The organism is Mycoplasma yeatsii GM274B, from assembly GCF_000875755.1.
Taxonomy (GTDB): Bacteria; Bacillota_I; Bacilli_A; order Mycoplasmatales; family Mycoplasmataceae; genus Mycoplasma; species Mycoplasma yeatsii.
Map to the genome: position 1 here is coordinate 802,282 of NZ_CP007520.1, position 14,803 is coordinate 817,084.

A 14,803-nucleotide genomic window follows, 5' to 3' on the forward strand; every position below is an offset into this window, starting at 1 on the left:
TTTTAAAATAATTATAACAAGTTAATCTTTATAAGATATCTAATAAATTTTCATACTAAACAATATTTCTCACAATAATTTTTACATAAAAAACTGTTTTTAAAAATTTATAATAAAGATAGGAAGCAAAATGGAGGGCTTTGAATGAAAGATCAATCAAATTGCTCAGATAACTTTAATTGTTTAGATAAACTAAAAATTGATTTAAGAAAGCAAACAAAAGAAAGAAGATGAGATGAAACTTTCTTAAAAGCTAATTATCAATTAGATGATTATAGTAAAGTGTTAAATTGTTCTATAGCAGATACTGACTTTGGAACACCAACATTCATATCAGATGAAATAATAGCCAGAGCTAATAAAAGAAGTTATAGTTATACATACATATTTAACGAATCAATAAAAGCAGTGATTGAATGATATAAAAAATTTCACAATATTTCATTAGAAGAAAAATGAATAAGACTGGGTAATGGTACAGTTAACGCAATGCATCAAGCAATTATTGCAATGACAAATGAAAATGATTCAGTATTAATTCAATCACCATTGTATAAACCATTTGAAAGAAGTATATTATCAAACAAAAGAAAAGTAGTTGAAAGTAAACTTATTTTTGACCAACAAGCTAAAACATATAAAATTGATTTTGATGATTTTGAAAATAAAATCAAAACTAATAATGTAAAAATGTTTATGTTCTGTAATCCTCATAATCCGGGTGGGGTTAGATGAAGTAAAGAAGATATTAATAAAATAATTAAAATTTGTGAAGAAAATAATGTTTTTATATTTTCTGATGAAGTTCATGGTGATTTAGTTTTAAATAATAAACAACACTTATCGCTACTTAGATTTGATGTTAAAAATGATTTCTTTGTTGTAGCAACTTCACCAAGTAAATTGTTTAACTTAGCAGGTTTACAAGGTTCATTTATAATTACAAAAAATGCTCAAGTTTATGAAAAAATAAATGAAGCTTATACAAAAAGTGGACTATATTTACCAAATGTTTTTTCTCAACAAGCAATGATTGCTGCTTATACAAAAGATGAAACTTTAAGTTGGGTTGAAAAATTTAAAACACATATAATGCAAAACTTTGATTATGTAAAACAAAATTTATTAGATAAATATAGTGATGTATTAAATTATGTAGAAATGGAATGTTCATATGTTGTTTGAGTTCAATTTAATTCAGTAACTATTGAAGAATTTAAAGAAAATCTTTCAAGAGAGAATTTAGTTGTAAACATAGGTGAAGACTTCTATAATGCTGAAAAAAATTGATTTAGAATGAACATAGCTTGTCCTAAAGAAGAACTTAACGACTTAGTAAATAGATTGAAAAAAGTTTTAAAATTAAACTAGGAGGATATGAAAATGAAAGTAATTCATACAGATAATGCACCAAAAGCCATTGGTCCTTACTCACAAGCAATTCAAATTTGTAACGGAACATTATACTTATCGGGGCAATTGGGGTTAGACGCAAAAACAATGCAATTACCAGAATGTTTAATTGAACAAACAAAAAATGTTTTTGCAAACATTGATGCTATTTTAAAAGAAGCAGGATATACAAAAAATGATGTTGTTAAAACTTTAGTTTTATTAAAAGATATTAATAGTTTTTCAAAAGTTAATGAACTTTATGAAGAATACTTTGGAAACCACAAACCAGCAAGAAGTGCTTTTCAAGTTGCAGCTTTACCAAAAGATGCTGCTATAGAAATTGAAGTAATTGCTTATAAAAATTTAAATAATAATTGTTCAATGTAATTATTAAACACCTTAAGGTGTTTTTTATTTTCTGTAATTATCAATTATATTTTTATAACTAATATATAATCAAGTTATTATTAAAAGATTTACGTTATATTTATATTTACTACAATCTTAAATTAATAAAACGGATTGGAGGTAAATGTATGAATTCAGGTACTATTAAATGATTTGATAGAGAAAAAGGTTTTGGCTTTATAGTTGATGATGTTGAGAGAATAGATGTTTTTGTTTATTATTTAAATATCAACTCTGAAGATATTAAAAATATTAATTCAGGTGATAAAGTTAGTTATAAACTAGCAAAAGGTCAAAAAGGATTTGAAGCTTTAAACGTTTCTAAAAAATAAGAAAAAGTCAGATTAATCTGACTTTTTTACTTATTTAATTAATTCTTGTAATTTTTCTGGACTAGCAAATCCAACGTGTTTGTTAACTAATTTTCCATCTTCTAAAACAGCTAACATAGGAATTGACATAACACTGTATTCTTTAGCTATTTCACGGTTGATATCAACATCAACATCTAAGAATTTAACACCTTCGGTTTTTGAAGCTAAGTCATGAACTAGTGGCATTAACATTCTGCATGGTCCACATCAAGTAGCATTAAAATCAATTAATACTTTTCCTTGTTTGATTTCTTCGTTAAATTGTTCTACTGAAGTAATTTTAATCATTTCTGCCATAATAATAACCTCTTAATCTTCTTTAATAATTTTATCAATAATATATCTAGCAACTCCATCTTGAGCATTTGTAAACTCAGTAACATCATCAGCTTGTGCTTTTATGTCTTCAAAACCATTTTTCATAGCAACACCTGTATCACAAGCTTTTAATAATGGAATATCATTGTGTCCATCACCAAATCCATAAGAATGAACATCATCACCTAAGTTTAAGTATTTTTTAACTTCTCTAACAATGTTTCCTTTATCAAGACCTTTAGTAGAAATATCAAAAACTCTGTTGTTATGATAACTATCTACTTTATAGCGATCAGAATATTTCTCTTTTAAATAGTTGTATTCGTTTAATTTTTCTTCATCAGTTGCCTTGTGATTTGTAACTATATATAAGTGAGTTACTGGTTCATCAACTTCATCTGGAGAAGTAGCAACAACATATCTTAATCCCATTGTATCTGCTCAAAACTTACTGTTCTTTCCTTCAGCAAAAACATATGATGAATCAGTTGAATAGAAATTTAATTTAGCAAAAAACTTATTATAGTATCTTTCAAAAATTTCTTCAATTAATTCTTTTGGTAAATATTTATTAACAATAAAAGAGTCAGTTTTAAAATCATAAATTTGAGCTCCGTTACTTGCAGCAATAATACCACCTTTTTTATCTATTCCTAACATAGCAGCTTTTTGTTTTAAGTCTTTAAGAGTTCTAGCTGTTGCTGGAACAAAATAAATTCCGTTATCGTATAGTTTATTAACAACTTCGATAGTTTTGTCTGAAAACTTATGATCGTCATGTAATAATGTTCCGTCTAAATCGGAAAATATTATAAATTTTTTATCTTTCATTTAAGCACCACTTTCTATCCGTATTTAAATTATATTATAATTTTATATTTAAATATTAAAAAAAGAAGTTATGAATTAAATAACAAAAAAAGAACCCGAAGGTTCTAATTAAACTGGCAGCTCGCTATCTTCTCGCTAACGCAATATTTTCACCGTAATAGAGCTTAACTTCTGTGTTCGGCATGGTAACAGGTGTGACCTCTATGCTATAACCACCAGATTAGTTTTTTGGATTGTTCTTTGAAAACTGAATACTAGCTTGAAATGTATTGTTATAAATTGCATTTTCTAAAAATTCACTCGATCTATTAGTAATGGTTAGCTTAACGCCTCACAGCGCTTACACATCCATCCTATCAACCATGTGGTCTACATGGGATCTTACATCTTACGAATGGGAAAATTCATCTTAAAGGGGGCTTCTCGCTTAGATGCCTTCAGCGATTATCCTGTCCGCACATAGCTACCCTGCTATGCCACTGGCGTGACAACAGGAGCACCAGGGGTGCGTCCATTCCGGTCCTCTCGTACTAGGAACAGCTCTCTTCAATTTTCCTACGCCCACAACAGATAGGGACCAAACTGTCTCACGACGTTCTGAACCCAGCTCGCGTACCGCTTTAATGGGCGAACAGCCCAACCCTTGGAACCGACTACAGCTCCAGGATGCGATGAGCCGACATCGAGGTGCCAAACCTCCCCGTCGATGTGAACTCTTGGGGGAGATAAGCCTGTTATCCCCGGGGTAACTTTTATCCGTTGAGCGACGGCCCTTCCACTCGGACCGCCGGATCACTAAGTCCTACTTTCGTATCTGTTCGACTTGTAAGTCTCGCAGTTAAGCATCCTTCTACCTTTGCGCTCTATGTATGATTTCCAACCATACTGAGGATACCTTTGAGCGCCTCCGTTACTTTTTGGGAGGCGACCGCCCCAGTCAAACTACCCACCAGACACTGTCCTTAACCCGGATAACGGGTCGAAGTTAGAAACCCAATGTAACGAGGGTGGTATTCCAAGGTTGACTCCACCAGTACTGGCGTCCTGGTCTCATAGTCTCCCACCTATCCTCTACACGTTACACCAAATTTCAATATCAAGTTATAGTAAAGCTCCACGGGGTCTTTCCGTCTAGTTGCGGGTAACCGGCATCTTCACCGGTACTAAAATTTCACCGAGTCTGCAGCCGAGACAGCGAAGGGATCATTACACCTTTCGTGCGGGTCAGAATTTACCTGACAAGGAATTTCGCTACCTTAGGACCGTTATAGTTACGGCCGCCGTTCACCGGGGCTTCAATTCAAAGCTTCGCTTGCGCTGACTTCTCCTCTTAACCTTCCGGCACTGGGCAGGTGTCACCCCCTATACATCGTCTTGCGACTTAGCAGAGAGCTGTGTTTTTGTTAAACAGTTGCCCCTCCCTCTTCACTGCGGCTCATCAAAGATGAGCACTCCTTCTTCCGAAGTTACGGAGTTATTTTGCAGAGTTCCTTAGCTACAGTTATCTCGCTTGCCTTAGGATTTTCTCCTTGACCACGTGTGTTCGTTCTAGGTACAGGCAGTTAATTATTAAGTTAGAAGCTTTTCTTGGAAGCGTGGAGTCATATACTTCGTTACTAGGCGAACCGTTCACTCCCCATCACACTTCAACGTTAATACAACACGGATTTGCCAATGTTGCCGTCTTTGTGCTTAGCCCGGGACAACCAACGCCCGGGATATACTATCCTTCTCCGTCACTCCATCACTAATTAACTGGTACAGGAATATCAACCTGTTGTCCATCGACTACGCCTGTCGGCCTCGCCTTAGGTCCTGACTAACCCTGGGTGGACGAACCTTGCCCAGGAAACCTTGGTCAAACGGCATGGAAGATTCTCACTTCCAAACGTTACTCATGCCGGCATAATCACTTCCAAGCGCTCCACCAGTCCTTACGGTCTGACTTCATCGCCCTTGGAACGCTCCCCTACCACTGTACTTGCGTACAATCCGTAGCTTCGGTGGTAAACTTAAGCCCCGGTACATTTTCGGCGCAGAATCACTCGACTAGTGAGCTGTTACGCACTCTTTAAATGATGGCTGCTTCTAAGCCAACATCCTAGCTGTCTGTGCAGTTCCACATCCTTACACACTTAGTTTACACTTAGGGACCTTAGCTGACGATCTGGGCTGTTTCCCTCACGAGCATGGACCTTATCACCCATGTTCTGACTGCTATGCACAAGTTATGGCATTCGGAGTTTAATTCTAATCAGTACCGCTAGGTGCAGCCATCATAGATTCAGTGCTCTACCTCCACAACAATTCACATAACGCTATCCTTAAAGATATATCGGGGAGAACTAGCTATCTCCGGGTTCGATTGGAATTTCACCGCTAGCCACAAGTCATCCAAAGTCTTTTCAACGAATACTGGTTCGGTCCTCCATTAGGTTTTACCCTAACTTCAACCTGCTCATGGCTAGATCACCCGGTTTCGTGTCTACTACTGCATACTAAACGCCCTATTAAGGCTCGCTTTCACTACGGCTCCATCTATATCGACTTAACCTCGCATGCAATAGTAACTCGCCGGCTCTTTCTACAAAAAGCACGGTATCACCCATTAACGGGCTCTACCTTCTTGTAAGCATATGGTTTCAGGATCTCTTTCACTCCCCTCTCGGGGTGCTTTTCACCTTTCCCTCACGGTACTGGTTCACTATCGGTAAAATGGTAGTATTTAGGCTTACCAAGTGGTCTTGGCAGATTCCGACAAAATTTCACGTGTTTCGCCGTACTCAGGATACTTTCTCGAGGTCATTGCATTTCGTATACGGGGGTATCACCCTCTATGCCGCTACTTCCCAATAGCTTCTACTATACAATAACTTTGTAACTCTAACAAAAGTCCTACAACCCCGCCCCGTAGAGCGGTTTGGCCTGTTCCGCGTTCGCTCGCCACTACTAACAGAATCATTATTATTTTCTTTTCCTCTAGGTACTAAGATGTTTCAGTTCCCTAGGTTCCCTTCTTATAAGCTATGTATTCACTTATAGATAACATGAGATAAATCATGTTAGGTTTCCCCATTCGGACATTCCGGGATCGCAGCTTACTTCCAGCTCCCCCAGACTTTTCGCAGGTAATCACGTCCTTCTTCGGCTCCATTTTCCAAGGCATTCACCATATGCCCTTACTATTTTTTTAGAAAATCTTTCTAGCAATTTGTAACTCAATTAATTTTAGTTAATTGTTTTGATGTCATTACGAATAATTTCGTAATAATTATCTAATTATATGTTGTTATAATCAGAAAATTGCATTTCATCTAATATTCAGTTTTCAAAGAACAATCATTTTCAGAGATTTATACAATCCCTGAAAACTAAATAGAACTAAAATAGTCAATAATAAATGTTTTATCTCCATAGAAAGGAGGTGATCCATCCGCACGTTCCCGTACGGATACCTTGTTACGACTTCACCCCAATCGCCAGTCCTACCTTGGGAGGCGCTCTCCTTGCGGTTAAGCTACCCACTTCTGGTATTACCAACTCTCGTGGTGTGACGGGCGGTGTGTACAAGACCCGAGAACGTATTCACCGCGACATAGCTGATTCGCGATTACTAGTGATTCCGGCTTCATGAAGTCGAGTTGCAGACTTCAATCCGAACTGAGACTGGCTTTTTGAGATTAGCTCCCCCTCGCGAGATTGCGACTCTTTGTACCAGCCATTGTAGCACGTGTGTAGCCCAGGACATAAGGGGCATGATGATTTGACGTCATCCCCACCTTCCTCTAGCTTACACTAGCAGTCTCGTTAGAGTCCTCAACTGAATGTTAGTAACTAACGACAAGGGTTGCGTTCGTTGCGGGACTTAACCCAACACCTCACGGCACGAACTGACGACAACCATGCACCACCTGTCTCAATGTTAACCTCCACTATATCTCTATAGCTTTGCACTGGATGTCAAGCCCTGGTAAGGTTCTTCGTGTTGCTTCGAATTAAACCACATGCTCCACCACTTGTGCGGGTCCCCGTCAATTCCTTTGAGTTTCACTCTTGCGAGCATACTACTCAGGCGGAGTACTTAATGCGTTAGCTGCGGCGCTGAGATAACCCCAACACCTAGTACTCATCGTTTACGGCGTGGACTACTAGGGTATCTAATCCTATTTGCTCCCCACGCTTTCGTGCCTCAGCGTCAATAACAAGCCAGTAAGCCGCTTTCGCCACAGGTGTTCTTCCATATATCTACGCATTTCACCGCTACACATGGAATTCCGCTTACCTCTCTTGCATTCTAGTAATGCAGTTTTCAAGGCGAACCGGAGTTGAGCTCCGGGCTTTAACCTCAAACTTGCAAAACCGCCTACGCACCCTATACGCCCAATAAATCCGGATAACGCTTGCCACCTATGTATTACCGCGGCTGCTGGCACATAGTTAGCCGTGGCTTTCTGGTAAGGTACCGTCAATATAGAGGCATTTCCTACTCTATTTTTTCTTCCCTTACAACAGAGCTTTACAACCCGAAGGCCGTCATCACTCACGCGGCATTGCTTCATCAGACTTTCGTCCATTGTGAAAAATTCCCTACTGCTGCCTCCCGTAGGAGTCTGGGCCGTATCTCAGTCCCAATGTGGCCGATCAACCTCTCAGTTCGGCTACGTATCATCGCCTAGGTGAGCCATTACCTCACCTACTAGCTAATACGCCGCATCCCCATCTCATAGTGAACCAAACGGTCCTTTCAATCTTTTCTCATGCGATAATAAGATTCACATGCGGTATTATCTTTCGTTTCCAAAAGTTATCCCCCGCTATGAGGTAGGTTAGATACGTGTTACTCACCCGTTCGCCACTGGGGTGCAAGCACCCCCGTTCGACTTGCATGTATTAGGCATGCCGCCAGCGTTTATCCTGAGCCAGGATCAAACTCTCATTTTAAAATTGTTTTATAAATTAAGTTAGATTCTGACTATTTTATTATTGTTTTAATATAAGTATTTTGTATTACTCAAATTCATCTTTTTGACAAGATTTGTACAATAATTTGTTCTATTTAGTTTTCAAAGATCATACTCACTATCAAGACTTTTTTAATTTCTTGTTCTCTCAGTGACAAAATTAAGTATATAACGATTAACTATTGAATACAAGTGCTTTTTTGAAAAATTTTTAATTTTTTTTACTTATAAAAGTATTGATATATACTTAACAATTTTCAAATAAAAAACCGGTTTTTATCCGGTCGATTTATTGTCCAAGTTGGTGGGGAATAAGGGACTTGAACCCTTACGCCAAAGGCGCTAGATCCTAAGTCTAGTGCGTCTGCCAATTCCGCCAATTCCCCAAACAATGGTGACTCGTCGGAGATTCGAACTCCGGACCCACTGGTTAAAAGCCAGTTGCTCTACCGGCTGAGCTAACGAGTCATGAACGACTATAAAATAATAACACTATTATTTTTAGTTTTCAATTATCAAATTAAATTTTTTTAAATTTTTAAAATATTAATATTAGAGCTGTTAATTCAATAAATTAATCTAATATAAAATCTTCAACTACATTAATAAATTCATCAAAGTTTTCATCAAATATCATATGACCAGTTTTAGCTATTCAACAAGTTTTAACATTTTTAACTTGCTTATTAAAATAATCTAAACACTCAGCTCGATTTACTAATTTATCATCTTCGCCTAAAACTAGTAAAGTTGGAATATTAATTAAACTATGAGCTTTTACAATATCTTGTTGAAGTTGATCTTCTTCTAATGAATCTCTTAATTTAATTAATACTACATCATTAAAATCATTAGCATTAAAATTTTGTTTAGCTTGATTTAACCAATTACTATTAGAAGTAAAAATACTACTATCATAATAGAGTAAATCTAAAAACTGTAAATAAGAATCAAAATCTTTAGGAAAATAATATTTTTTTAAATGTCTATTTTTCAAAGCATTAGTAGGAGCTATATAAATTAATTTATTAAATAAATCAGGATCAGTCATATAAGCTATTGAAATAATCATACATCCCATAGAATGACCGATTAAAGTTATGTTTTTTAAGTTATTATTTTTAACAAACTCAATTAATAATTTAGCATATTGATAAATACTTATTTGATGATCTTTTAAAGTTGGGGTTTTATTACATGTTGGAAATTGTAATGCATAATAATTAGTTTTAGTTCAATAGTTTTGAAATTGTTTAAATGAATTAGGTGATGAGTTAAATCCGTGACAAAAAATAACATTTTGTTCAACATTATTATTATCTTTAAAAATAAAATCATAATCATAAATAACTTTACTCATACAAACTCCTATTTAAATTATTTTACAATAAAAAAACATACTAACTTTTTTCAAGTTTATATGTTTTTATTAATTATTCTTCATCTAAAATAATTTTTACAACTTCTTCAACACTAATTTCATTAAAGAAATAACTTTGTAGATCTGCTTTTGTAAATGCTTGAGTAAGATCTTCAAAAGTCATCTTAGTTCCTAAAATAGCTTGTTCTAATTCTTCGATATTTTTCTTAGCAAAGAAATCACCACTAATTTTAAGTTTATCTACTCTTTGATTTTCTACAGCAATTGAAAAATTAATTGTTCCTATTTTTAATCTAGCATCACGGTTATATTCATATCTTGGACTTAGTCCATAGTTTCAATCTCAATTTTTATATTTTGTATTTACTAATTCATCAATTTGTTTTCATTCTTCTTCATTAATTATGTAACGTTGAACTTTAGATAAATCATCAACATTAAATAATTTTTTCAAAAACTCATCTTTAAATTCAAAAATATCTAAATTATTATATTCATCACTTAAATACTCACTTAATGCAGCTACTCTTTGTCTAATTGATTTAATTCCTTTTGCTTCAATTTTTTTACGGTTTGGATTTAACACTTCAACCATAGCATCATAATCAACTCTATATAATAATGAATTACCTGCATAAATAACATCATCTAACAACATCATAGCAGCACCAGAAACTTTACGTCCATCAATAGTTAAATCATTCTTACCTGATTGAGTAATATTAACTGCTCCCATTTCTTTTAAAATTTTAATAGTTGGTTTATAAAACTCATCAAAATTACCTAGAATTTTTTTATGATCTTTATAAGGAATTAAATAACAAACGTTAACTGCGTTTGAATCAATATAAATTGTTCCACCACCAGTATTACGTCTTACAATTTGTAGATTATGTTCTTTTAAATATTTAAAATTAACTTCAACTTCAGGATTTTGGAAATATCCCATTTGAATATGTGGTGCACTAATTGCTGGAAATACAATTGTGTCATCTAATTTTAAATTTTGAGCTGCTCAAATTTGAATTGCTAATCAATAAGCTCCATCATCAACATACTGTCCATTTCTAATTGGTTCTACTAAAATCATATTTTTTTCCTCCAATATTAACTACTATGGTTTAATGTTTTATAAAAATTATTTAATTAATTTAATTTTAAAAATCTTCTAAACTTTCAAATGCATCTTTATCAATATCAGTTACGATTAAAATTCAATTTTTAGTTTGATCATCTGAACTTAGAATTGATGGATCTTCAACTGCATCTTTATTTTTCTTAACCACTTTAGCTTTAAATGGTATTTTAAAACTTAAAATAGTTTTTGATGCTTCTATAACCATAAACTCATCATCTTTTTCTAAAATAGTTTTATCTTTATTTTTAAATTGAATAAATCCAATTGTTTGAATATCTTCTTTAACTTGCTGACTTAGTCTTAAAATATATTCTTCTTTATTATCTATTTTTTCGATAGTTAAATATTTATAAACTTTTTTCATAACAAACCGCCTTTACTAAAAATATTCAATATTATTAAAGCTAAATTGAGATTATTAAAGTGTTAAATAATCAACTTTTAACTCTTAATTAAATGATATAACTTTTGTGCAAAACTAACACTACTAAATTTAAAAATAATCAAAATAAAAGTGTTAATAGAAATGCTGAAATAAAAAATACTAAACTATAATAAAATTAATTTATGGATAAAGTTCAAAAAATGTTTTTAGATGATAATTACACTGATATTGAAAAAATGTTAGAGTGTGATTATTATGAGTGTGTTAATTTTCTTTTATACAAATATGGTATGGCTGAAGGTGATTATACAAAGCGTACTTTATTTTTTGATGTTGTCTCTGAGAATTTAAATGTTAAAAGATCTTTTTATGGATTAGAAATTCATCATATTGATGAAGACAAAGTTCCTAATCTTTCTTCAAAAGAAAATATGACAAAATATCCTGAATATCAAACAAAAGATAGATTAGTTTATTGTAATTTAGTTGAACATTTATTATTACATATAAAAATCTATCAAAAGACTAAAAATAGATTAAGTATGCATGGAGTGTTTTTAATAGTTAGAAAACTAAACACTTATTTTTCAGAACAAGAATTTGATGATGAACGTAAATGTCTTATTTATCATTCCATAAAAGATCTAAAATTAGACTATTTTAAATGTATAGATTACATGGAAAAGAATGGAATTTGAAAAGGTAAACAATGATATTTAAGAGCATTAGATGAAGAAATTAAAGATCAAGATAAACTAGATTTTTATTATGAAGAATTAGAAAGATATCTAAAAGCAGGAATTAAACCCTTATCTGTTGATGCTTCAATAAATTATGTTGAATATTGAAAGTTAGAAAAATTAGATGCGTTAGATATTTATGTTAATAAAAGAAGAAAAACTATAGTTGATCATTATCTTATTGAAAAACAATTTGCTAATAGTTATCAAAATAAACAAACTAATAATTATGCAGTTAATTATCAAAATAGATCAAATAAAGTTAATAAGAAAAGATCATCTTCTATCAAATATCTATTATTTGCTGTGTTATGAATAATATTTATTTTTATGGTAATTATTTTAGCTTCAGCTCTTTAATAGAAAATAAAAGATATGTCTCCGGCGGACATATCTTTTTTAATTATTAATAACTGCTATTGTTTTCTTTTCCGTTAACAATGTTAACTCCACCACTAGTTCCTAGTCTTGTAGCTCCTGCATTGATCATTGCAATTGCATCTTCATAAGTTCTAACTCCACCAGCAGCTTTAACTTGAGCTTTATCTTTTACAACTTCACTCATTAATTTAACATCTTCAACAGTAGCTCCTGATTTGTTAAATCCAGTTGAAGTTTTAACAAATTCTAATCCTGCTTCAACAGCTAATTCACAAGCTTTAATAATTTCTTCACGTGTTAATAAGCAGTTTTCTAAAATAACTTTAACAACATGATCTCCAGCTGCTTTTTTAACTTCTTTCATATCATTTAAAACTAAATCATAGTTTTTATCTTTTAAAGCACCAACGTTTAATACCATATCAATTTCATCAGCACCATTTTCAATAGCTTTTTTAACTTCAAAAGCTTTAACTTCAGTTAGACAAGCACCTAATGGAAAACCAACAACATTTGTAATACCTACATTACTATCTTTTAATAATTCTTTACAAAAACTAGTTCAACAAGTATTAACACACACTGTAGCAAAATCATATTCTTTAGCTTGATTACACAAGTTAATAATATCTTGTTTAGTCGCTTCTGGTTTTAATACTGTATGATCGATATATTTATTTAATTTAATTTCCATAATTACTCCTATATGTTTAGCATTTGTTTTAGTTCATTATATATTGCTTGAACTTTTTGTTTAGCTGAATCAATTGATTTATCTACACCTATGAAATAAATTTTTAATTTAGGTTCTGTACCACTTGGTCTTACAGCAAATCAAGATTTATCTTCTAAGTAGAATTTTAATAGATCTTGACCTGGCATGTTGTGTAAACCGTTAATGTAATCTTCTGATTTAATAACTTTTAATCCAGCAATTTCACTAATACCTTTTTCTCTTAAAGCTTTCATTAAAGGTTTAATTTTTAAGTCTTTTTCTTCTGGTTTAAAGTTTAAGTTAACAGTATCAGTGAAGTAGTATCCATATGTATCATATAAAGAATTTAAATAATCAATTAAAGTCATGTTTTGTTGTTTGTAGAATCAGCATGCTTCAGCAATCATAATTGAAGCTTGAATACCATCTTTATCTCTTGTTGAATCATCTAAAACATAACCAAAACTTTCTTCATAAGCAAATACGAAGTTTAATCCAGTAATTGGTTCTTTAGCAATTTGATCTCCCATTCATTTAAATCCAGTTAATGTTTTAACAATAGTTGATCCATAACCTTCACAAGCAATTCTATCTCCTAGATCTGAAGTTACAAAACTTGAATATAGTGCAGGGTTTTTTGGTAATTTATTTAAACGTTTTAAATTAGATAATTTTCAATCAATTAAAATAGGTCCAGTTTCATTACCATTTAATCTAATAAATTCACCATTGTGTTTAATAGCCATACCGAATCTATCGGCATCTGGATCGTTCATAATAACAATATCAGCATCATGTTTAACTGCATATTCTAAAGGTATTTTTCATGCAGGGTCAAATTCTGGGTTTGGGTTAACAACATTTTTAAATGTTTCATCTTCAAATGCATGTTCAGCAACTTCAATTACTTCATAACCTGATTCTCTTAATACTTTTGGAGTAAATTCAGTTCCTGTTCCATTCACTGCTGAAAAAATAATTTTTACTTTTGATTTTGATTCTTGTTCATTTTTATAGAACTCTAAGTTTCTAATCATATCAAAGTATTTATCAATAACTTTTTGATCAACAGTTTCTAATAAACTTGTGTTTGGCCTAAATTCTCAATTTAAAATATCATCGATTTTATCCATTTCACTTGCTATAAAATCAGTGTCTTCTGGCATTAATTGACAACCATATGGATCATAGATTTTATAACCGTTATATTGACTTGGGTTGTGAGAAGCAGTAATAACAACTCCACCAATACAATTTAATGTTTTTGTTGCAAATGAAACAACTGGAGTAGGTTTCATAGCATTATCTTTAAATAAGTATGCTTTAATATTGAAACTTGTTAAAATATCAGCTACTAATTGAGTAAACTTAGCTGAGTTATGTCTGTTATCATGACCAATTACAACTCCATCATTTAATCTATCTTTGTATTTTGCAATAAGCATCTTTGCATAAGAAATAGTAACTTTTTTAATAGTATAAACATTAAAACGTCCAGGACCTGCTCCTAGAATACCTCTAATTCCTGCTGTTCCAAATTCTAGTTCTAAATTAAATGAAGCTTGTAATTCTTCATCACTTGCATTAGCTAATAATTCTTTTAATTCTGAATCTAAATTTTTATTCTCAATTCATTCTAAATAAGTTTTATTTGTTTTATCAAAGCTCATAAGTTTAACTCCTTTATCAATATATATTGTATCATTTTATAATTAATTGCATTTTATCAAATTAATCTCATCATTAGTTAATTGCTAAACACCTACTCAATATAGT

Annotated in this window: 11 protein-coding genes, 2 tRNA genes and 3 rRNA genes; 4 read left to right on the top strand and 12 right to left on the bottom strand. The window is 32.4% G+C overall.

Annotation, left to right across the window (positions count from 1 at the left end; translation table 4 throughout):
* Positions 1 to 144 precede the first annotated feature (144 nt).
* From MYE_RS03535 to MYE_RS03545, 3 genes are all read left to right on the top strand, one after another.
* On the top strand, positions 145 to 1,371 hold the full coding sequence (locus MYE_RS03535; RefSeq protein WP_082028312.1) for a MalY/PatB family protein: 1,227 nt from the start codon (positions 145 to 147) through the stop codon (positions 1,369 to 1,371).
* 12 nt (positions 1,372 to 1,383) lie between these two features.
* On the top strand, positions 1,384 to 1,782 hold the full coding sequence (locus MYE_RS03540) for a RidA family protein (RefSeq protein WP_042733533.1): 399 nt from the start codon (positions 1,384 to 1,386) through the stop codon (positions 1,780 to 1,782).
* A gap of 149 nt (positions 1,783 to 1,931) precedes the next feature.
* Positions 1,932 to 2,135 carry a cold-shock protein gene (locus MYE_RS03545; protein WP_042733534.1) on the top strand — a complete coding sequence of 68 codons (204 nt, stop codon included), beginning with the start codon at positions 1,932 to 1,934 and terminating at the stop codon, positions 2,133 to 2,135.
* A gap of 30 nt (positions 2,136 to 2,165) precedes the next feature.
* Here MYE_RS03545 and MYE_RS03550 read toward each other — a convergent pair whose 3' ends face one another.
* The 10 genes from MYE_RS03550 to MYE_RS03595 form a co-directional block, all read right to left on the bottom strand.
* Positions 2,166 to 2,474, bottom strand: coding sequence for a thioredoxin family protein (locus MYE_RS03550; protein ID WP_042733535.1), 309 nt, complete (start codon positions 2,472 to 2,474; stop codon positions 2,166 to 2,168).
* Positions 2,475 to 2,486: 12 nt separating this feature from the next.
* Positions 2,487 to 3,326 carry a Cof-type HAD-IIB family hydrolase gene (locus tag MYE_RS03555; protein ID WP_042733536.1) on the bottom strand — a complete coding sequence of 280 codons (840 nt, stop codon included), beginning with the start codon at positions 3,324 to 3,326 and terminating at the stop codon, positions 2,487 to 2,489.
* A gap of 111 nt (positions 3,327 to 3,437) precedes the next feature.
* A 5S ribosomal RNA gene (gene rrf / locus MYE_RS03560) occupies positions 3,438 to 3,546 on the bottom strand.
* Positions 3,547 to 3,613: 67 nt separating this feature from the next.
* Positions 3,614 to 6,519, bottom strand: a 23S ribosomal RNA gene (locus tag MYE_RS03565).
* 224 nt (positions 6,520 to 6,743) lie between these two features.
* Positions 6,744 to 8,267: ribosomal RNA gene (locus MYE_RS03570) — 16S ribosomal RNA — on the bottom strand.
* The 16S, 23S and 5S rRNA genes sit together here with 2 tRNA genes alongside, the layout of an rRNA operon.
* A 322-nt stretch (positions 8,268 to 8,589) precedes the next feature.
* Positions 8,590 to 8,673: transfer RNA gene (locus MYE_RS03575), tRNA-Leu, on the bottom strand.
* A gap of 6 nt (positions 8,674 to 8,679) precedes the next feature.
* Positions 8,680 to 8,755 (bottom strand) — tRNA-Lys (locus tag MYE_RS03580).
* Positions 8,756 to 8,861: 106 nt separating this feature from the next.
* The gene (locus MYE_RS03585; RefSeq protein WP_042733537.1) at positions 8,862 to 9,647 is read right to left on the bottom strand and encodes an alpha/beta fold hydrolase; all 786 of its coding nucleotides are present in this window, start codon (positions 9,645 to 9,647) and stop codon (positions 8,862 to 8,864) included.
* Between the two features lie 73 nt (positions 9,648 to 9,720).
* A complete protein-coding gene (locus tag MYE_RS03590; protein WP_042733538.1) occupies positions 9,721 to 10,758 on the bottom strand; it encodes a lipoate--protein ligase in 1,038 nt (345 codons plus the stop codon).
* A gap of 67 nt (positions 10,759 to 10,825) precedes the next feature.
* Positions 10,826 to 11,170 (bottom strand): calcium-binding protein, encoded by a 345-nt coding sequence (locus tag MYE_RS03595; protein WP_042733539.1) that lies wholly within the window; start codon positions 11,168 to 11,170, stop codon positions 10,826 to 10,828.
* Positions 11,171 to 11,373: 203 nt separating this feature from the next.
* Here MYE_RS03595 and MYE_RS03600 point away from each other — a divergent pair, with 203 nt between their 5' ends.
* The gene (locus MYE_RS03600) at positions 11,374 to 12,291 is read left to right on the top strand and encodes a hypothetical protein (protein ID WP_052491426.1); all 918 of its coding nucleotides are present in this window, start codon (positions 11,374 to 11,376) and stop codon (positions 12,289 to 12,291) included.
* A 46-nt stretch (positions 12,292 to 12,337) separates the two neighbouring features.
* Here MYE_RS03600 and deoC read toward each other — a convergent pair whose 3' ends face one another.
* Both deoC and MYE_RS03610 read right to left on the bottom strand, forming a co-directional pair.
* On the bottom strand, positions 12,338 to 13,006 hold the full coding sequence (gene deoC / locus MYE_RS03605; protein WP_042733540.1) for a deoxyribose-phosphate aldolase: 669 nt from the start codon (positions 13,004 to 13,006) through the stop codon (positions 12,338 to 12,340).
* An 8-nt stretch (positions 13,007 to 13,014) separates the two neighbouring features.
* The gene (locus MYE_RS03610) at positions 13,015 to 14,697 is read right to left on the bottom strand and encodes a phospho-sugar mutase (protein WP_042733541.1); all 1,683 of its coding nucleotides are present in this window, start codon (positions 14,695 to 14,697) and stop codon (positions 13,015 to 13,017) included.
* Positions 14,698 to 14,803 lie beyond the last annotated feature (106 nt).